Below are 19,252 nucleotides of genomic sequence, written 5' to 3'. Positions count from 1 at the left end.
TTTCCCTGTCCGCCCCGACGCGCTTCGTCCCGAAGGCGCGCAAGCGCGGCGCACCGACGCTCCGATCATGCCTCTGCCCCTCTTTGCTCTGGCCATTGCCGCATTCGGCATTGGCACGACTGAATTTGTCATCATGGGGCTGTTGCCCGACGTCGCGCGCGATCTCGCGGTATCGATTCCGGCCGCCGGCATGCTCGTCTCAGCCTATGCGCTCGGCGTCACGATCGGCGCGCCGATCGTCGCGATCGCGGTCGCGAACATGCCGCGCAAGAAAGCGCTGATGAGCCTGATCGGCGTATTTATCGTCGGCAACCTGCTGTGCGCCGTCGCGCCGAACTACGCGGTACTGATGATCGCGCGCATCGTCACCGCGTTCTGTCACGGCGCATTCTTCGGCATCGGCTCGGTGGTCGCTGCCGGTCTCGTCGCGCCGAACCGCCGCGCGCAGGCCATTGCGCTGATGTTCACGGGCCTCACGCTCGCGAACGTGCTCGGCGTGCCGCTCGGCACCGCGTTGGGTCAGGCGGTCGGCTGGCGTTCGACGTTCTGGGCAGTGACCGTGATCGGCGTGCTCGCTGCCGCGGCGCTCGCGGTCTGCCTGCCGTCGCGCATCGAGATGCAGAAGGCGAGCCTGCTACACGAATTCAAGGTGCTGAAGAATCCGCAGGTGCTGATGGTGCTCGGCACCAGCGTGCTGGCATCGGCGAGCCTCTTCTCGACCTTCACCTACATCACGCCGATTCTCGAAGACGTAACCGGCTTTACGCCGCATGCGGTCACGCTCGTGCTGCTGCTGTTCGGCCTCGGTCTGACGGTCGGCAGCACGCTCGGCGGCAAACTCGCCGACTGGCGGCCCGTGCAGTCGCTGCTCGCGTTCCTGCTCGCGATCGTCGCGATTCTGGTCGTGTTCGCGGCGGCGATGCATGCGCAGATTCCCGCGCTCGTTACCGTGTTCGCGTGGGGCGTACTGGCCTTTGCGATCGTGCCGCCGCTGCAGATGCTAATCGTCGATCGCGCGAGCCAAGCGCCGAATCTCGCTTCGACGCTGAACCAGGGCGCGTTCAATCTCGGCAATGCGTCCGGCGCATGGCTCGGCGGTATGGCGATCGGCGCGGGTGCGCCGCTCACGGCGCTGCCGTGGGTCGGGGTCGCGACGGCAGCAGGCGCGGTCGCGCTGACGCTGTGGTCGGTGTCGCTCGAACGGCGCGCGCAGCGCGTGGCCGTGCCGGGTTGATGCATTGATGCACTGAGGCACTGAAGCGCGGCGTCGCCGGGCACGCCGTCGCCGGGCGCGGCGACACCCTCGCGTAGTAGCATCACGCCCGATGAAAGTCATCTTCTCCCGCGATTTTGTCGCGCTGATTCTGAGCGTCGCCGTGGTCGGGCTCGGCATGGGCGCGACGCTTCCGCTGACCGCGCTCGCATTGACCGACGCAGGCTACGGCACCGATGTCGTCGGTCTGCTGACCGCCGCGCAAGCGGGCGGCGGGCTCGTCGCCGTGCCGCTGACCGGCTGGGTCGGCGCGCGCTTTTCGGGCCGCCAGGTGATCGTCGGCGCCGTACTCGCGGTGGCGCTCGCCACCGCGTTGATGCAGGTCACAACGAATCTTTTGCTCTGGGCCGTGTTGCGCGTCGTATGCGGCTTTGCGCTGATGCTGCTCTTCACGTTCGGCGAAGCATGGGTCAACCAGCTCGCCGACGACGCCTCGCGCGCCCGCGTGATCGCGATCTACGCCACCAACTTCACGCTGTTCCAGATGGCCGGGCCGGTGCTCGTCAGCCGCATCGCGCCATTCGCCGGCTGGCGCTTCCTCGTATGCGGCGCGATTTTTCTGCTCGCGCTGCCGATGCTGGCGGCTATCCGCACGACGCGGCGCGTGTCCGGCGAACACGAACCGCACGGCAACTGGCGGCACGTGCTCCCCCAGATGCCCGCGCTCGTGATCGGCACCGGCTTTTTCGCGCTGTTCGATACGCTGGCGTTGTCGTTGATGCCGCTCTTCGCGATGACGCACGGCTTCACGGCGAGCGTCGCCGTGCTGTTCGCGTCGGCGATGCTACTCGGCGACACGACGCTGCAATTTCCGATCGGCTGGCTCGCGGACCATCTCGGCCGTGCGCGTGTGCATATCGGCGCGGCCGTGGTGGTCGTGTTGCTGCTGGCGTTGCTGCGCTGGGCGGTGGCGGTGCCGTGGCTGTGCTGGCCGCTGCTCTATGTGCTGGGCGGCGCGGCCGGTGCGATCTATACGCTGTCGCTGGTCGCCTGCGGCGAGCGCTTTCGCGGCGCGGCGCTCGTGTCCGCGAGTTCGCTTGTCGGCGCGTCGTGGAGCGTCGCAAGTTTCGGTGGGCCGCTCATCGCCGGCGCGCTGATGAAACGCGTCGGCAACGATGCGCTGATCGGCGTGCTGCTCGCGAGTGCGCTCGCGTTTCTCGTGGCCGCCGTGTGGGAGAAACGGCGCGACGCGGTGCGGGCGTTGCAGTAAGGCCTGCTGCGACGGACGCCGCGGGCGCAGGGTCCCCGCACTACTATGTATGCCGCCTTTGGCGGTCTTGAGCAGCACCGGCACCGCGCGCAGGGGTAAAAATGCGTGCGGCGCCCGCGCCCTGCCACCGCGTCGGCGACTTATTTTTTCGCCGGCAAGACCTCGCCCACACACGTACCGAAGCCCACGCGATACCCATCGCCCTGGCACCAGCCGGCAAGCGTCAGCTCGTCGCCATCGTCGATAAACGTGCGCGTGCCGCCTTCATCGAGCTCGATCGGCTTCTTGCCGTTCCACGTCAGCTCGAGCAGGCTGCCGAACGAATCCGCGGTCGGCCCGCTGATCGTCCCGGACCCCATCAGATCGCCGACCCGCGTATTGCAGCCCGACACCGTGTGATGCGCGAGCTGCTGCGCCATCGTCCAGTACATGTGACGGAAGTTCGTGCGCGCGATCGTCGTCGCATGACGCGCGTCGCGGGCGCGCATGCGCACTTCGAGCGCGATATCGAAGCCATGCTTGCCGTCCGGCCGATGCCGCAGATAGTCGAGCGGCGCGGGCGCCTGCACCGGCTGCGCGACACGGAACGGCTCGAGCGCGTCGAGCGTGACGATCCACGGCGAGATCGTGGTGGCGAACGTCTTCGAGTTGAACGGGCCGAGCGGCACGTATTCCCATTGCTGGATATCGCGCGCGCTCCAGTCGTTGAGCAGCACCATGCCGAAGATATGGTCTTCCGCATCGGCGCATGCGATCGGCTCGCCAAGCGCATTGCCGCGCCCGACGATAAAGCCCGTCTCGAGTTCGATATCGAGCTTGCGGCACGCACCGAATACCGGGCGCGGCGTATCAGGCAGCTTCAGCTGGCCATTGGGCCGCCGCACCGGCGTGCCGCTCACGACCACCGACGACGCGCGCCCGTTGTAGCCGATCGGTATCTCGAGCCAGTTCGGCAGCAAGGCGTTGGCCGGGTCGCGAAACATCGAGCCGACGTTGGTCGCGTGTTCCTTCGACGAATAGAAGTCCGTGTAACCAGGAATCTCGACCGGAAGATGCAGCGTCGCGTCCGACATCGACACGAGCGCGCGCGATTTGAGCGTTTCGTCATCGCGCAGACGTCCGTTGTCGCGCTCGAGCAGCGCGCTGAGTTGCACGCGCACGCTGCGCCACGCGTCACGGCCGAGCGCGATAAATGCGTTCAGCGAATCGCGCGCGAACACGCTCGCGTCGTTTTTCTGTGCGACGTGCGTGGCCGGATACGCGACAGTCAACAACCCCGCACTTTCCAGCGCGCCGAGATCGACGATCCGATCGCCGATCGCCACGCCCGCGCGCGGCGCATGATTGTTTCGATCGCTAAAAACCCCGAACGGCAGGTTTTGAATCGGGAAATCGCATGCCGGATCGTTGGCCGTCCCGATCCAGCTCTTGCGCGACGCATCGAGCGTTGCCTGAAGTTCACCACCGATGCTCATTGCTGCTCCGCGTTGAAATGTTTCTTGAGACCTTGCCAGCAGTCCGCGTAATTCGTTTGCAGTTGCGCGCTTTCGAGCGCAAAACGCGTCGGCCGGATCAGCGTGCGCGTTTCGAACATGAACGCCATCGTGTCGCCAACCTTGTGCGGTTTCGTCGTATCGCTGTGCGATGCTTTTTCGAAGGTTTCCGCATCGGGTCCGTGCCCCGACATGCAGTTGTGCAGACTTGCGCCACCGGGCACGAAGCCTTCGGCCTTCGCGTCGTATGCGCCGTGCACGAGGCCCATGAATTCGCTCGCGACATTGCGGTGGAACCACGGCGGACGGAACGTATCTTCAGCCACAAGCCAGCGCGGCGGAAAGATCACGAAGTCGATCGTATCGACGCCCGGCGTATCGCTCGGCGAATGCAAGACGAGAAAGATCGACGGATCGGGATGGTCGAAGCTGATCGAGCCGATCGTATTGAAATGCCGCAAGTCGTACTTGTACGGCGCGTAGTTGCCGTGCCACGCCACCACGTCGAGCGGCGAATGATCGATATCGGCGCGCCACAACTGGCCGTTGAGCTTGGCGACCAGCTCGAACGCACCTTCGCGGTCTTCGTACGCGGCGCGCGGCGTCAGGAAATCGCGCGGATTGGCGAGACCGTTCGAGCCGATCGGTCCGAGGTCAGGCAGCCGCAGCAGCGCACCGAAGTTCTCGCAGATATAGCCGCGCGCGTCGCCATCGGGCAGCGCGACCGTGAAGCGCACGCCGCGCGGGATCACCGCGATTTCGAACGGCTCGACATCGAGCTTCCCGAGTTCGGTCGAAATGGCGAGGCGGCCGTGCTGAGGGACGATCAGCAGTTCGCCGTCGGCGCTGTAGAAGTAGCGGTCCTGCATCGAGCGGTTCGCCGCGTACAGATGAATCGCGCAGCCGTTCATCGCGTCCGCGGCGCCGTTGCCGGCCCAGGTCACCCAGCCGTCGATGAAATCGGTCGGCTGCGACGGCATCGGCAGCGGATCCCAGCGCAACTGGTTCGGCGGCGTCGGCGGCACGCCGGCTCCGCCGAAGTTCGCGACGAGATGGTCCGACGGCAACGGCGTGAATGGCCGGTGCATCGCCGCCGGGCGAAGCCGGTACAGCCACGAACGCCGATTATGTCCGCGCGGCGCGGTGAACGCGGTGCCCGACAACTGCTCGGCGTACAACCCGTACGGCGCGCGCTGCGGCGAATTGCGACCTTGCGGCAGCGCGCCGGGCAGCGCTTCGGTGGCGAATTCGTTGGCGAAGCCGGATTGGTAGTCCGGGGCGTGGCTTAGTGCGTGGCTCGGGGCATAAGCGTGCTGCGGGGCGCCGGCAGCCGCACCGCTTCGAACCGCGTCGCTCTCGGGCCGTGTCGAGGGGGTCATGTGAATCTCCGTTGGTTCGATTCTATCGATTTACGAATGGTAAAACTAATTACGTTTAGTGAAACTCACGTAAACCCTGGTGTGTTCATCCCCGAATGAATCCATATCAGTAATTGGTTAGTCGCGATTTAGCGCCCGCTGCTACCATCGGAAGATGCGACGGTCGGCGAGTACGGCGGCCGTCACCGCGGCAACGGCTTTCCATTCCAATTCGAACGCGACTGATCGCCAGACAAGTTATATGTGCGTCACATGCGCGCCACACCCTGCGCTCACCCATGATCCCGTTGAACATTCCCGAACTCGTTGACCGCGCATCGAACCACCCGTTTCTCCGCGAACACTTGCGCATGGGCACCGGCTCCCATCGCGACAGCGCGGTCGCGCATTACGCGGACCTGGAGATCGGCAGCGCGTACGAACCGATCTTCGACATCAGCGTGCATGCGCTCGCGCAGTCGTTGTCGTCGGAGCCGCAAAGCGCCGACCGCTTCGGCGACGAACTCGGTTTTCAGGCGGTCACGCAACTGCTGAACGGCGCGCACGTCGATACGTTCGACCCGTTCGAACACGTGTCCGACGACCAGGAACTGGTCGCGCTCGACCGCATGTCACGCGGCATGCATGCGATCAACTTCTTCGGCGCGCAGCGGCATGGCTTGCTGTTTCTGCGCGTGCACGAACGGCTGCTGAAGAGCGTGCGTTACGACCATGGGCGGCACTTCTCGACCGTGCTGATCTCGTTCGGGCTCAATCCGTCGCGCATCGTGATCGAGCTGCCGGCCGCCGCCGTCGCGCATCGCACGTTTGTCGGCTATCTGACGAAGAGCTACCAGCACTACGGGTTCAAGGTGGCGGGGAATCTGCCCAATGCGGGGCAGATTCTGTCGGTGTCCGATATGGCGCGGCTCGATTTCGTCAAGATGGATGCAGGCGCCGCGCTGCGCGATGCGATGGTGAAACCGCTCGTCGGTTATGCGAACCGGCTTCGCATTCCGTTGATCTTCAATCGCGTGACGACCGAAGCGCAGTTCGAGATGCTGCAGCAATATGATGTGCGGTTCGTGCAAGGACCGTTGTTTGCCGGTACCGAGAATCGAGTGGCTTGAGGGGGGCTTGAGAGCGCCCCGGAGCTGTGGCGTGCAAACGCGCTGAAGAGTCCGCGCGATGCGCATATGCGCCGCCCCGCGCGCAACGCCAAGCCGGTGGTCAGACCGTGTCGCCCAAGCGCTGCGCGAGTGCCTTCAAACGCGGTGCGACGCGCTCGCGAAACACCTCCTCCCCCATCGACGACGCCGGCCCGCTGCAACTGAGCACGAGCCATCGCCGATCGCGCGGATCGCGAAACGGCACGGCCACTGCATTGACGTCGTCGTGCCACGCGCGAAACGAATAGCAACAGCCGGCCGCATTGAAGGCGTCGACTTCGACGCGCGCTTCTTGCACCTCGTTCTTCACCTGCTGCGCGCCTGAATCGCCCGCCATCTGTGCGAGCTCGCCATACAGCGCCTCGCGCACATCGACCGGCTGCACCGCCAGATACGCGCGGCCCATCGAGCTCGTCAGCATCGAGAGCTTCGAGCCGGAAGCCAGGCCGAGCGTGAGCGCGGTCTCGCTGCGAATCGTCTCCAGATAAACCATATCGAGCCCGTCACGGCAGCCGAGCGACACCGCCGCGCCGACCTCGCGCGCAAACGCGCGCAGATGCGGACGCGCCAGCTCGAGCGTGTCGGTGCCCGACAGCAGCGCAAAACCGAGCGACAACACACCGGCATCGAGCGCATATTTGCCGAGCGACTCGTCGAAACGCAGATAGCCGAGCACGGTCAGCGTGTAGGCGAGGCGGTTCACGGTCGCCTTCGGCAGACCCGTGCGCTCGACGAAGTCGCGATTGCCGAGCAGCGTCTCGCCAGGCCTGAAGGCGCGCAGCAGATCAAGGCCGCGGGCGAGCGCGACGACGAATTTGCGCTCGTCGATCGAGGGTGCGGAGGCTGTCATCGGGTGATACACTCGAGTGTCATTTGCAAAACATTGTTTCGCACAGCGGAACTCAAGTCAAGCAATCTCGAAGTCAGGACATCTCAAGCAGTCAGGCATTTCGATGCCGTTCGATTCAACCTTCACGGGTTCAGCATTCAGGAGATCCAACATGGCGCGCGCGCATTTCCACTGGGACGACCCGCTGCTCTTCAACCAGCAGCTCACCGACGAAGAACGCATGGTGCGCGACGCCGCCGCCGCATACGCGCAGGACAAGCTCGCGCCACGCGTGCTCGAAGCGTTTCGCCATGAGAAAACCGACGTCGCGATCTTCCGCGAGATGGGCGAACTGGGCCTGCTCGGCCCGACGATTCCCGAACAGTACGGCGGCCCGGGTCTCAACTACGTGAGCTACGGGCTGATCGCGCGCGAAGTCGAACGCATCGATTCCGGCTACCGGTCGATGATGTCCGTGCAATCGTCGCTCGTGATGGTGCCGATCTTCGAATTCGGCACGGACGCGCAAAAAGACAAATACCTGCCGAAGCTCGCGAGCGGCGAATGGATCGGCTGCTTCGGGCTGACCGAGCCGAATCACGGCTCGGATCCGGCCAACATGGTCACGCGCGCGAAGAAGGTCGACGGCGGCTATTCGCTGTCGGGCTCGAAGATGTGGATCACGAACTCGCCGATCGCCGATGTATTCGTCGTCTGGGCGCAGCTCGAGGAAAACGGCGAGGACGACATTCGCGGCTTTATCCTCGAGAAAGGCTGGAAAGGGCTTAGCGCACCGGCGATTCACGGCAAGATCGGCCTGCGCGCATCGATTACGGGCGAGGTCGTGATGGACGACGTGTTTGTGCCCGAAGAGAACCTGCTGCCCGGCGTAAAGGGCTTGCGCGGGCCGTTCACGTGCCTGAACTCGGCGCGCTACGGCATCGCGTGGGGCGCGCTCGGCGCCGCTGAATCGTGCTGGCACACGGCGCGCCAGTATGTGCTCGATCGCAAGCAGTTCGGCCGGCCGCTCGCCGCGAACCAGCTGATCCAGAAAAAGCTCGCCGATATGCAGACCGAAATCACGCTCGGCCTGCAAAGCGTGCTGCGTCTTGGCCGTATGAAGGACGAAGGCACAGCGGCCGTCGAAATCACGTCGATGATGAAGCGCAACTCATGCGGCAAGTCGCTCGACATCGCGCGTACCGCGCGCGACATGCTCGGCGGCAACGGCATTTCCGATGAATTCGGCGTCGCGCGGCATCTCGTGAATCTTGAAGTCGTGAACACGTATGAAGGCACACACGATATCCACGCGCTGATTCTCGGACGCGCTCAGACAGGAATTCAGGCGTTCTTTTAAGTTCGCTAACGAATTCAGATCGGGTGGCCGGTTTTTAAGATTTGTCCAATTCGTGCGGATGAAGCGTCCGCTTAAGGTGTCGGCAGCATTTTTGTGATGCGCCGGTTCCGATCTTCGACGCAGGGTCGACAGACTGACCCGGCGCCGACTGACCCGGAGACACCATGAGCGAATCCGTCCACCCCGGCACACAACGCGGCCAGCGCGGCCTCACCGAATCGAGCTTTGCGCGGCCCGGCGCGCCCGTTTTGCACGGGCCCGAAGGCATCCGCTTCGACTTCAACTATGGCTGCCGCGTGCAGGTACCCGTCGACGGATGGCGCGTGCGGATGCTCGATCTCGACACGCACAACGTCGTATTCGACGAGCTCGTGCAAGCGGGCGAGACGGTGACGAGCCGCCGCAAGTATTTCGTGCGCACGCTGCTGCAGGTGTTCGACGGCGACCGGCTCGTGTTCACGCATGCATTCGATGCGAGCCGCCAGCCGGTGCTTGTGCGTCTCGCATCGGCGGCACTTGGCGACTCGATCGCATGGATGCCCGTGATCGACGCGTTTCGCGAGCAGCACGGCTGCGACCTGCATGTCGCGGTGCCGGCGCATCTGCAGCCGCTCTTTCGCGAAGGCTATCCGGCGCTGAAGCTCGTTGCCGATCGCGAAGTCGATTCACTCGAAGCGGCCGGCGCGCCGTTCTACGCGACCTACCATATCGGCCTCTTCTCCCCTTACGACGAACGCGACCACCAGCCAACCGACCCGCGCGTGAGCAGCATGCAGGACGCCGCCGCCTATATGCTCGGCGTGCCGCCCGGCGAGCGGCAGCCGCGCGTGGTCGTCGCGGATACGTCGCGACGCATCACCGAGCCGTATGTCTGCATCGCGACGCAGGCGACCGCCCAATGCAAGTACTGGAACAACCCACGCGGCTGGCCGACGCTGATCGCGCATCTGAAGCGGCTCGGCCTGCGCGTGCTGTGTATCGACCGCGATCGCGAGTATGGACTGCCGGGCGCGCTGAACCAGATGCCCGAAGGCGCCGAGGACTTCACCGGCGAACGTCCGCTGCAGGAGCGCGCGAGTCTGCTGATGCATGCCGAGTTTTTTGTCGGCCTCGGCAGCGGCCTGTCGTGGCTTGCGTGGGCGGTCGGCACGCCGGTCGTGATGATCAGCGGCTTTTCGCATCCGAAGACCGAGTTCCACACGCCGTGGCGCGTGATCAATTTTCACGCATGCAATAGCTGCTTCAACGACACCGCGCACGAATTCGATCCCGACAATTTCGAGTGGTGTCCGCGCCGTGCGGGTGGCCATGCGCAGCGGTTCCAGTGCACGGCGGCCATCAGCCCGGAGTTCGTGATGCGGGCGGTGGACAACCTGATCGATGCGCGGTGTGCGGCGTAACCTCTGAAACAGGCTTTGCGGCAATCTTCCATAAAGCTCAGTCAAAAATGAAAAAGCCGGGCCGCGGGTGCTGTTCACCCGCGGCCCGGCTTGCTTCTGCTACTGCCTTCGCGTCTCGCGACGGCTACTGCTGCCGTCGGTTCAGGCTTACTTCAGGTTCGGCTGCGGCGTCATGCGCAGGTACGGACGCAGCGCCTTGTAGCCCTTCGGGAATTTCTGTTTGATCACGTCCTCGTCTTTCAGCGACGGCACGATCACGACGTCGTCGCCATGCTTCCAGTTGCCCGGCGTCGCGACCTGATAGTTGTCGGTCAGCTGAAGCGAGTCGATCACGCGCAGCACTTCGTCGAAGTTGCGGCCCGTACTCGCCGGATAGGTGATGATGAGGCGCACCTTCTTCTTCGGGTCGATGACGAAGAGCGAGCGCACCGTCAGGGTTTCATTCGCGTTCGGATGGATCATGTCGTACAGTTCCGACACCTTGCGGTCGCCGTCGGCGAGAATCGGAAAACCGACGCTCGCGGCCTGCGTTTCGTTGATGTCCTTGATCCACTCGTTGTGCGACTTCGCGCTATCGACCGACAATGCGATGGTCTTCACATTGCGCTTCTCGAACTCGCTCGCGAGCTTCGCGGTCAGGCCGAGTTCGGTCGTGCAGACCGGCGTAAAGTCGGCCGGATGCGAGAACAGCACGCCCCAGCTGTCGCCGAGCCAGTCGTGAAATTTGATCCGGCCGACGCTCGAATCCTGTTCGAAATCAGGCGCGATGTCCCCAAGACGTAGACTCATCATGCAGCTCCTTTGAAGGTTCGCTTTGTGAATATTCGGATAAACCGGCTGGCCCGACAGGGTCACCGGTTACGGGTAAAAATTAGAGCATAACGGACGCGGCCTTGCGTGGCGAACGAACGGAGCGTCATACACATATGAGTTTTTTGTAATTTTCGTTGCGATGAGTGAAACTTAGCGGGACAGATCAGCGTCCCGTGCTGATAATGCAAGGGTGTCGTCGCGATGCGGCGCTCCGCTGCGGGAAGTCCGCGATAAGCGGAACTGTTGTGCGCCCGCCGTGCCCTTTTGGCAATCGCACTGTGTCGCTTGCTGTACGTTTATGACGCGAACTGCCATCCGGGAACGGTTTCTGCGTACCGCGGTGATCCGCGTGTCACCTGCCGCGCTCGCCAGCGGCGATTTCTTTGGTTACGATTCCACGCGTAGCGTGCACGAAGGGAGCAATCAATGTCGGAAGTTAACAAGGAGAGATTGATGTCGGATATCAAGACAGTCCTCGCAGACGCTGAAGATCTGCTGAAGCAGGCCGCGAGCGCAACCGGCGAACGCGCTTCCGAACTCCGCGAATCCGCGCTGTCGCGGCTCAAACAGGCGAAGGAAAAAGCGGCGGACGTACAAGTAGTTGTGGTCGAGAAAGGCAAGAAGGCAGCACGCGCGACCGACGACTACGTACACGAGCATCCCTGGACGTCGATCGGCATCGCGGTCGGCGCCGGCGTGCTGGTGGGCCTGCTGATCAATCGGAAGTAAAGCAGGCGGTCGTGCCGGGACTTACCGTGCGGGGCTTTGCACGAGGTGTGCGCGAAGCGCCGCGGCAAGTCGTGTGTCATCAGCCTCAGGCAAGGCGGCCGGCCGGCGGAAGACCATCTGACGCCCGGCCGGACACGCTTTCATCGACGGGCTGGCGCCTGTCGGGTTTTCAGACCAGCGCGCCAGCCGGGTTTTAGTCGGGTTTTAATCTTTAGTTTCGTGCGCTGCCGGTGCGGCTACCGGTGACTCTCCAGTCTCTTTCCGGTGCACTTTCACGGGGTAACGCGCTCACGCCATGACCACCGATACCCAATCACAACGCGCGGACCGTAGCCCGCTGCGCCGCATTTTCAGTTCTGTCTTTTCGATCCTGCAGACCCGGCTCGAACTGATCGGCATCGAGCTGGCAGAAGAAAAAGACCGCCTGCTCGCCGTGCTCTTTCTCGGGCTCGCAGCCATGATGCTCGCGATGATGTCGTTGATCGCGCTGACAGCGCTGATTGCGATCGCGTTCTGGGACACTTACCGGTGGCAGGCGCTGGCGGGCATTACGATCGTCTACGCGATCGCCGCGCTCATCTGCGGGCTGCGTGCGCGCAGTAATTTGCACAACGCGCCGGCCGTCTTTGAAGCGACCATCCACGAGTTCGAAAAGGACCGCGAGATTTTCCGCAAGCATTCGGGATGATGCGGTGCCGGCCTGATGGCCGTTCCGGTTGCCATTCCGCTTGCCCGGCTCGTTGGTTGATTCATCGTTTTGCATTGCTTTCGTCGGTTCGATGAACGCTGACGACTTCGACAACCTCTGACGCTTTATCGACACCTCATGAGCCACGTCCATTCAGATGCCGCGTTCCGCCGTCAGCACAAAACGACGAAGGATCTGAGCACGCCGCAGTTGCGGGCGCTGCGCAAGGAACTGCTGATCGTGCGCGCGGATGTCGAGCGCATGGAACTCGCGCAGGCGACCATCGAGTTGCGCCAGGCGGTCATTCATTTCAGCTGGCTCAAATTCGTGCTGCCCGGCTTCGCGAGCATGCGCTGGGGTGCGCGCGGCGCGACCACGAAGGGCTTGGGCGCGCTGATGAAGCAGTATCCGCTGGTGAGTTCGCTCGCGTCGCTGCTACTCGCGAAACCGCTGCGCACGAGCGTGGCGGCGGGCGCCAAGCCGGTGCTCAAGTGGGGCAGCCTCGCGCTCGCGGCATGGGAGGCTTACCGGATCTGGCAGCAGGTGCGGCGTGAGACGGGCGGTACGGCCGACAGCAAGGGAAAGAATGCCTAGCGCTAACGCGCATTCCAGCACAGCGCGATATCCACGCCTGACACGTTGCCCTTGCCAGACGCCGTTCGATTCGCGCGCAGACCGGTCGCATCGAGCGCAAAAGTGCCACATGGATCATCGCGCATCGGACCCGTGTCGATAGGCGTCGCTTCCAGGGTGTAGCCGCCGTTTGCGTCGTCCGCGGCCAGCACCTGCAGCCGGTAGACGGGCGCACCCGACTGCGGCGCCTGATCGAAGCCCGCCGGCAAGGTAGCCATGCCGCCGTTGCGCGGCGCCGATTCCACAAACTGCGCCGCTCGATAGAGTGCCGAGGCCGCGTCCGTCCTGTGTCCACGCGCGATCTGCGCGTGAAACGACGGTAAAGCGAACCCGGCGAGCACAGCGATGATTGCGAGCGCGATCACGAGTTCGAGCAGCGTGAAGGCGCGGATGTGGTGCTTTGCGTTGTGATGCTTTGCGTTGCGGTGCTTCATGCTGTAGCGTTTCGTGCCGCAATACTTCATTCAGTTGATCCCGCTCTTGATTCCGCAGTCGAGCCCGGCATTTCGGCGATTGCAAATCGGGTGAAAATAATCGGCAGCCGATCAAAAGGGCCGCGCAGCAATACGCCGCCAATGCCGCTCGACGATACCGCTCTCAATGACTAGCTGAAGCTGCAACCACGCCTGCGTATCGCGCGTGCTGCCGTAGCCGCGCGCCGTGAGAAGCCAGGCGCTCGCGGCGGGACGCGTCGCGAGACGCCATGCCTCGACCGCGCATTGCGGCGGGTCGGACGAGCCCGGCCACATCGCGACTGGCGCAAACGCCACTGCACTGAAAGCGGCGGGCACTTTCCACGCAGCCGGCTCGCCGTCCGTTGCGGCTTCGCGAGACGACGCTTCGCCCGCCGCAACACGTTGCGCGCACAACGTTAGCGCCGAATCCGCCGCATGGAACGCGACAAGCTGATCTTGCAGGTTGGCGGCGCCGCGAGCAGCAGCAGCCGACGTCTCCAACCACGCGGCGGACGTGGCCAGCATCATCGACGACAGGATCAGCACGATCGGCAACGCCGCACCGCGATTGCGCGAGCGCCGGGGCGCATTATCGCGTCGCGGCGCTCGCCCGCCGCGACGCACCGTGTGACGCTTCATTGCAAGCATCCGCTTCAGTTCACAACGCATCATGTTTCACCTCCACTGTTATTCCGGATCGCGACGCGCCGCCAGAATGCCGCGCGCGCCCGCTTGTCGATGCCGGCCGACGACACGCCGTCGCAGTCGACATAGCGGCTTGGCGCGGTATCGCGCGTGCCGCGCACGAGCACGCATATATCGACCGCGACGACACTGCGCCACTGGGCGGGCGCAAGCGCGGACGCATCGAGCGCCGCCTGCGCACCTGCCGGCCAGTAGCGAAACCGCAGCCGCTCCACGCCTTCGACGAGCGGCTGTGATGAGCCCTGGCTGCCGCTGCCCTCGCAGTAAAGCTCGGGTTCACCCGTCGAGCCGCTTGCCTTCGCGTAAAAGCGGTTGACGACCAGTGCACCCGGCGCATCGGCCAGCGTGCGCACGAGTCCCTGGCCGAGGCAATCGGTCGGTTGCGCGGCGGCCGACGGCCATGTCGATACGTTGTCGGCGACATATCGGATCGCGATGCCGTCCGAGTGGCTCGCGAGCGCTTCGCACGTGAGGCGGTCATCGGCTCCGACCGGTCGCGCGGACGAGCAGCCAAAGAGTGCGCCGGAGGCAAACGATTGAGCCGCCGACGGCGAGTCCGCGGGCGCGAATCCGGCCATCTGCAATTGCAGTGCGATCAGCGTGAGCGCCGTCATACCGGCTTCGTGCATCTGCGCGGCATCGTCGGCGCGCACGAGCGCGAGCCGCTGCGACCGGTACAGCGATACCGCGCCCGCCGTCACGATCAGGCCGAGCGCGACCGCGATCGTCAATTCGAGCAGCGTGTGCCCGCGTATATGAAGAGCGCGCCGCATCATTCGGCAAACGCAAGCACGACACAACCGGTACCGGCAGGCACCGCGACGTCGCCGCATGGCGGTGGGATGTCGATCACCTCGCCCGAGCGGGATGCACCGGCAAGCGTGTGCCACGTGACGCGTGCAACCGATGTCCGATCGCCGGCACCGCTCACCGACGCGTCGCCTTGCGGCAGCAGATAACCTGCCCGCACACGCCATTGCGCGAGTGCCGCGTTGCTATGCGACGCACCCTGCATCGCTTCGACGAGCGCGTCCGCAACGAGCGCCGCATGCTCGCGCGTCGCGGTTGCTCGCGCATCGCGCATCATCCACAGTTGCGCAGCAATCAGACCGAGCGCGGTCACCGCGGTTAGCACGACCGCGAGCATCACTTCGATCAGCGATTCGCCGCGAGTACGAGGAGCACGAGGGGCACGAAGGGCGTATCGACAGGGATTCGGGTTTCGGCAATACAAGCGTGAGATCTTCATGCCGCGGCTCCGCAAGCGCCTTCGGCGATACGCGCGCGCCCGCCGGCCGCAATCCGGATACAACGGCGCCATGCGTTGCCTTGCGTGGCCTTCGACGTGACCCGCGGCGCGAGGTCGAAGCTGCGGAAACTGCCGATGGCCTGCCCCGCGGGCGGTGTAAAGGTGAGATTCGTCGACGCACCCGCGATGCTGACGGCCGCCAATTCCGGCTGAACACGCAGCGCTAGCATCGCGCCCGCGCGTTCGATCATCACAGCCCAGCCGCATGACCAGTCGACGGCGCCGGAGCGGCAAGCCTGTCCCGCGGCAAGGCAGTGCCTTGCCGCATCGATGCGGCACACGGTGATGCGCACGCCTCTTCTGATTGCTTCGCTGCGTGCATAAGCAAGCGTCGACAGCAACGCATAGGCACGCGCGTCCACCTGGTCGCGCACCTGCCATGCGACGAACGAAGGCGTCGCCATCGCTGCAAGCAAGGCCAGCAGCGCGATCACCACCAGCGTTTCGAGCAGCGTGAAGCCGCATCGCACGCATCTTGTCCAGCCATCGTTTTTCATCGCCAGCCTCCGTTGTCAGCAACGATGGCTGCGAATCTACCTTTGCTTCAGGGTGCTAACAATATGCCGAATGGCCAGGTAGCGCGCCAAAGAAAACGCACGCAACATTGCGTGTCTGTCGAACGCAGCACGCGACGCACTGAGGAGACCGGAAGGTCGGGAGGGAAGGAAAAATGCAGCAGATCGAGCTTACAACTGACGCCGTAGCGGGCGCGGTCAACCAGCAGTTGGCCGCTTTGCATCTGCAGCGGCCTGTCGAGCAGCAAACCGCACAGTGGGTAGCCGCTCGATCAGCGTTTGCGCCGAGGTTTGGGTGGACCGGGCGGCGAGGCCATCCGGCGAAACTCCTCGATCACGTCCTCGAATTCGGACACGTCTTCGAAGCGCCGGTAGACCGAAGCGAAGCGCACATAGGCAATCGTATCGAGCGCACGCAACTCGTTCATCACCAGTTCGCCGAGCCGCTCGCTGCGCACTTCGCGCTCGCCGCTGCCAAGCAGCTGATATTCGATGCGCGCGACCGCGGCGTCGATCGCATCGGCGGCAACCGGCCGCTTGCGCAGCGCGAGCTTCATGCTGGAGACGATCTTGCGGCGGTCGAACTCGACGCGGCTGCCGTCCTTCTTCACGACCGACGGCAGAGCGAGCTCGACCCGCTCGTAGGTGGTGAAGCGCTTGTCGCAAGCCGGACAACGGCGCCGCCGCCGGATAGCGGCGCCGTCTTCGGACACGCGAGAGTCGACGACCTGCGTATCGTCGTGCCGGCAGAACGGGCAGCGCATGATCGGCTAGCGATAGACCGGGAAGCGCTTCGTCAGCTCGGCAACCTGCCCCCGCACGCGCTCGATGGTCGCCGTGTCTTCCGGATTGTCGAGCACGTCGGCGATCAGGTTACCCACCACTTCGGCTTCCTTGACGCCGAAGCCGCGCGTCGTCATGGCGGGCGAACCGAGGCGAATGCCGCTCGTCACGAACGGCTTTTCCGGGTCGTTCGGAATCGCGTTCTTGTTGACCGTGATATGAGCCGCGCCGAGCGCCGCTTCAGCCGCCTTGCCCGTGATGTGCTTCGCACGCAGGTCGACCAGCATCACGTGGCTCTCGGTACGGCCCGACACGATGCGCAGGCCACGCTTCACGAGCGTTTCGGCGAGCACACGAGCGTTCTCGACCACGTGTTGCTGATATTCCTTGAACTCCGGCGACAGCGCTTCCTTGAACGCGACAGCCTTCGCGGCGATCACGTGCATCAGCGGACCGCCCTGAATGCCCGGGAAAATGGCCGAGTTGATCGGCTTCTCGTACTCGGCCTTCATGAGGATCACGCCGCCGCGCGGGCCGCGCAGGCTCTTGTGCGTCGTGGTGGTGACGAAGTCCGCATGCGGCACCGGGTTCGGATAGACGCCGGCGGCAACGAGGCCGGCGTAGTGCGCCATGTCGACCATCAGATATGCGCCGACCGCCTTCGCGATCTTCGCCAGCCGTTCAAAATCGATACGCAGCGCAAACGCGGACGCGCCCGCGACGATGAGCTTCGGCTTGTGTTCGTGAGCGAGCTTCTCGGCTGCTTCGTAATCGATGTCTTCAGCCGCGTCGAGGCCGTAGCTGACCACGTTGAACCACTTGCCCGACATGTTGACCGGCGAGCCGTGCGTCAAATGGCCGCCATGCGCGAGGCTCATACCCATGATCGTGTCGCCAGGTTTGAGCATCGCGAAGAATACGCCCTGATTCGCCTGCGAGCCCGAGTTCGGCTGCACGTTCGCCGCTTCGGCCCCGAACAGCTGTTTGACGCGCTCGATCGCGAGCTGCTCGACGACATCGACATACTCGCAACCGCCGTAATAGCGCTTGCCCGGATAGCCTTCTGCGTACTTGTTCGTGAGCTGCGAGCCTTGCGCGGCCATCACGGCCGGGCTCGTGTAGTTCTCCGACGCGATCAGCTCGATATGCTCTTCCTGACGGTGGTTTTCCTGCTCGATCGCCTGCCAGACTTCCGGGTCGACGTTCGCAATGGTGCTTTGGGCTTTATCAAACATATGCGTTCCGTTGAGAATGTTCGGTTGACCGTGATTCCGCGCGTGGCTTTACGCTCGATCTTGCGCATAACAGCATACAAAGCGGCACGCGAAAGGCGTGCGCAAAGCGCGCAAGCTGGCGCGCGAAGCGGCAGGAAACTGGAAGCCTGGATATGCGGACTACGGAGGCGCCGCACACGCGAGGCAGGCCAGCAACCCGCAACGCAAATCATTGCGCGCGAATCACAGCTGCCCAGGCGAACGGCAAAACGGAGCCCCGCGCTTCACGGTGGGTTGCTCCACCTTGAACCCGTAGGGTTCTATCGCCAGTCACGCAGGGATGAGCGCGTTAGTGTATTGGAACCGCATCGAATAGGCAACCGGCCCCGCGGCACCGGCAGCAATGCAAAAAAGCCTGACGAATTCGCTACTTGCGCGCACTTTGCGACGGCCCGCGCACCTTGGAGCAACCTGCCCGATCCGGCCGGCGCCGCGCGGTTGATCGGGGGCCGCAATGGAAGTAGGCTTGTCGCCTTTCTCAACCCACCGGAAACTGGAATGATCGTCTTTGTCACCGGGGCGTCTGCCGGATTCGGCGCTGCCATCGCGCGCGCTTTTGTGAAAGGCGGCCATCGGGTCGTCGCGACCGCGCGCCGCAAGGACCGCCTCGATGCCCTCGCCCGCGAACTCGGCGAGAACCTGCTGCCGCTCGAACTCGACGTGCGCGACCGCGCGGCCGTGGAAGCGCTGTCGGCGGCTCTGCCCGACGGCTTTGCGGCAGTCGATGTGCTCGTCAACAATGCGGGGCTCGCGCTTGGCCTCGAGCCGGCCCACAAGGCCGATCTCGACGACTGGGAAACGATGATCGATACGAACTGCAAAGGCCTCGTGCAGGTCACGCGCGCGCTGCTGCCGGGCATGGTCGGGCGCAATCGTGGCCATGTGATCAATCTCGGTTCGGTTGCAAGCAGCTGGCCGTATGCCGGCGGCAATGTGTACGGCGCGACCAAGGCGTTCGTTGCGCAGTTCAGCCTGAACCTGCGCGCTGACCTGACCGGCACCGCCGTGCGCGTGACCGATATCCAGCCGGGCCTGTGCGGCGGCACCGAATTCTCGAACGTGCGCTTTCGCGGCGACGACGCGAAGGCTGCGGGCGTCTACAAGGACATGCAGCCGCTCACAGCCGAAGACATCGCCGAATCGATCTTCTGGGTCGCGACGCGCCCCGCGCACGTGAACATCAATTCGATCGAACTGATGCCGGTTGCGCAGTCGTTCGCCGGCCTGTCGGTTCATCGCGGCTGAGCACGACGGCG

20 protein-coding genes and 1 riboswitch are annotated in these 19,252 nt (G+C 64.2%); of the genes, 9 read left to right on the top strand and 11 right to left on the bottom strand.

What is annotated here, in order from left to right:
• Positions 1 to 67 precede the first annotated feature (67 nt).
• Together KZJ38_RS05215 and KZJ38_RS05210 are read left to right on the top strand one after the other, a co-directional pair.
• Positions 68 to 1,234 carry an MFS transporter gene (locus KZJ38_RS05215; RefSeq protein ID WP_219799094.1) on the top strand — a complete coding sequence of 389 codons (1,167 nt, stop codon included), beginning with the start codon at positions 68 to 70 and terminating at the stop codon, positions 1,232 to 1,234.
• Positions 1,235 to 1,325: 91 nt separating this feature from the next.
• Complete coding sequence (locus KZJ38_RS05210; RefSeq protein WP_219799093.1) at positions 1,326 to 2,483, top strand: MFS transporter; 1,158 nt, start codon at positions 1,326 to 1,328, stop codon at positions 2,481 to 2,483.
• 140 nt (positions 2,484 to 2,623) lie between these two features.
• Here the strand turns inward: KZJ38_RS05210 and fahA are convergent, their stop codons facing one another.
• Both fahA and hmgA read right to left on the bottom strand, forming a co-directional pair.
• Positions 2,624 to 3,958, bottom strand: coding sequence for a fumarylacetoacetase (gene fahA / locus KZJ38_RS05205; protein WP_219799092.1), 1,335 nt, complete (start codon positions 3,956 to 3,958; stop codon positions 2,624 to 2,626).
• Positions 3,955 to 5,355 carry a homogentisate 1,2-dioxygenase gene (gene hmgA / locus KZJ38_RS05200; protein ID WP_219799091.1) on the bottom strand — a complete coding sequence of 467 codons (1,401 nt, stop codon included), beginning with the start codon at positions 5,353 to 5,355 and terminating at the stop codon, positions 3,955 to 3,957. Before hmgA ends, fahA begins: the two co-directional genes overlap by 4 nt.
• Positions 5,356 to 5,633: 278 nt before the next feature.
• On the opposite strand from hmgA, the gene KZJ38_RS05195 reads away from it, so the two are divergent.
• A complete protein-coding gene (locus KZJ38_RS05195; protein WP_219799090.1) occupies positions 5,634 to 6,464 on the top strand; it encodes an EAL domain-containing protein in 831 nt (276 codons plus the stop codon).
• Between the two features lie 100 nt (positions 6,465 to 6,564).
• Here KZJ38_RS05195 and KZJ38_RS05190 read toward each other — a convergent pair whose 3' ends face one another.
• Entirely contained in the window at positions 6,565 to 7,353 is a 789-nt protein-coding gene (locus tag KZJ38_RS05190; RefSeq protein ID WP_219799089.1) for an IclR family transcriptional regulator, read from the bottom strand.
• A 151-nt stretch (positions 7,354 to 7,504) separates the two neighbouring features.
• Here KZJ38_RS05190 and KZJ38_RS05185 point away from each other — a divergent pair, with 151 nt between their 5' ends.
• The gene (locus KZJ38_RS05185; RefSeq protein WP_219799088.1) at positions 7,505 to 8,692 is read left to right on the top strand and encodes an acyl-CoA dehydrogenase; all 1,188 of its coding nucleotides are present in this window, start codon (positions 7,505 to 7,507) and stop codon (positions 8,690 to 8,692) included.
• A gap of 164 nt (positions 8,693 to 8,856) precedes the next feature.
• On the top strand, positions 8,857 to 10,092 hold the full coding sequence (locus KZJ38_RS05180) for an autotransporter strand-loop-strand O-heptosyltransferase (RefSeq protein WP_219799087.1): 1,236 nt from the start codon (positions 8,857 to 8,859) through the stop codon (positions 10,090 to 10,092).
• A 147-nt stretch (positions 10,093 to 10,239) separates the two neighbouring features.
• Here KZJ38_RS05180 and KZJ38_RS05175 read toward each other — a convergent pair whose 3' ends face one another.
• A complete protein-coding gene (locus tag KZJ38_RS05175) occupies positions 10,240 to 10,881 on the bottom strand; it encodes a peroxiredoxin (RefSeq protein WP_219800122.1) in 642 nt (213 codons plus the stop codon).
• 450 nt (positions 10,882 to 11,331) lie between these two features.
• On the opposite strand from KZJ38_RS05175, the gene KZJ38_RS05170 reads away from it, so the two are divergent.
• The 3 genes from KZJ38_RS05170 (at position 11,332) to KZJ38_RS05160 (ending at position 12,916) form a co-directional block, all read left to right on the top strand.
• Complete coding sequence (locus tag KZJ38_RS05170) at positions 11,332 to 11,634, top strand: ElaB/YgaM/YqjD family protein (RefSeq protein WP_075158017.1); 303 nt, start codon at positions 11,332 to 11,334, stop codon at positions 11,632 to 11,634.
• Positions 11,635 to 11,929: 295 nt separating this feature from the next.
• Positions 11,930 to 12,322, top strand: coding sequence for a phage holin family protein (locus KZJ38_RS05165; RefSeq protein ID WP_219799086.1), 393 nt, complete (start codon positions 11,930 to 11,932; stop codon positions 12,320 to 12,322).
• Between the two features lie 138 nt (positions 12,323 to 12,460).
• Positions 12,461 to 12,916, top strand: a complete 456-nt coding sequence (locus KZJ38_RS05160; protein WP_219799085.1) for a DUF3318 domain-containing protein — start codon at positions 12,461 to 12,463, stop codon at positions 12,914 to 12,916.
• Between the two features lie 2 nt (positions 12,917 to 12,918).
• Here the strand turns inward: KZJ38_RS05160 and KZJ38_RS05155 are convergent, their stop codons facing one another.
• The 7 genes from KZJ38_RS05155 to glyA all read right to left on the bottom strand — a co-directional run bounded on the left by KZJ38_RS05155 (position 12,919) and on the right by glyA (position 17,957).
• A complete protein-coding gene (locus tag KZJ38_RS05155) occupies positions 12,919 to 13,389 on the bottom strand; it encodes a type IV pilin protein (protein WP_219799084.1) in 471 nt (156 codons plus the stop codon).
• Between the two features lie 111 nt (positions 13,390 to 13,500).
• Positions 13,501 to 14,049 carry a pilus assembly PilX family protein gene (locus tag KZJ38_RS05150; protein ID WP_246641645.1) on the bottom strand — a complete coding sequence of 183 codons (549 nt, stop codon included), beginning with the start codon at positions 14,047 to 14,049 and terminating at the stop codon, positions 13,501 to 13,503.
• Positions 14,050 to 14,078: 29 nt separating this feature from the next.
• Positions 14,079 to 14,891 carry a PilW family protein gene (locus KZJ38_RS05145; RefSeq protein WP_219799083.1) on the bottom strand — a complete coding sequence of 271 codons (813 nt, stop codon included), beginning with the start codon at positions 14,889 to 14,891 and terminating at the stop codon, positions 14,079 to 14,081.
• Positions 14,888 to 15,262 (bottom strand): hypothetical protein, encoded by a 375-nt coding sequence (locus KZJ38_RS05140; RefSeq protein ID WP_246641729.1) that lies wholly within the window; start codon positions 15,260 to 15,262, stop codon positions 14,888 to 14,890. The genes KZJ38_RS05145 and KZJ38_RS05140 overlap by 4 nt, the downstream gene beginning before the upstream one ends.
• A 98-nt stretch (positions 15,263 to 15,360) precedes the next feature.
• Positions 15,361 to 15,921, bottom strand: coding sequence for a GspH/FimT family pseudopilin (locus KZJ38_RS05135; RefSeq protein ID WP_219799081.1), 561 nt, complete (start codon positions 15,919 to 15,921; stop codon positions 15,361 to 15,363).
• A gap of 290 nt (positions 15,922 to 16,211) precedes the next feature.
• The gene (nrdR, locus tag KZJ38_RS05130; protein ID WP_075158021.1) at positions 16,212 to 16,703 is read right to left on the bottom strand and encodes a transcriptional regulator NrdR; all 492 of its coding nucleotides are present in this window, start codon (positions 16,701 to 16,703) and stop codon (positions 16,212 to 16,214) included.
• Positions 16,704 to 16,709: 6 nt separating this feature from the next.
• On the bottom strand, positions 16,710 to 17,957 hold the full coding sequence (glyA, locus tag KZJ38_RS05125) for a serine hydroxymethyltransferase (RefSeq protein ID WP_219799080.1): 1,248 nt from the start codon (positions 17,955 to 17,957) through the stop codon (positions 16,710 to 16,712).
• A gap of 223 nt (positions 17,958 to 18,180) precedes the next feature.
• Positions 18,181 to 18,280, bottom strand: a riboswitch (ZMP/ZTP riboswitch).
• 214 nt (positions 18,281 to 18,494) lie between these two features.
• Here glyA and ydfG point away from each other — a divergent pair.
• A complete protein-coding gene (gene ydfG, locus KZJ38_RS05120) occupies positions 18,495 to 19,241 on the top strand; it encodes a bifunctional NADP-dependent 3-hydroxy acid dehydrogenase/3-hydroxypropionate dehydrogenase YdfG (RefSeq protein WP_219799079.1) in 747 nt (248 codons plus the stop codon).
• Positions 19,242 to 19,252 lie beyond the last annotated feature (11 nt).

This window comes from Paraburkholderia edwinii (assembly GCF_019428685.1).
Taxonomy (GTDB): domain Bacteria; phylum Pseudomonadota; class Gammaproteobacteria; order Burkholderiales; family Burkholderiaceae; genus Paraburkholderia; species Paraburkholderia edwinii.
Note: the sequence above shows the minus strand (reverse complement) of the source record. Positions and strands in the feature narration are given on the sequence as shown.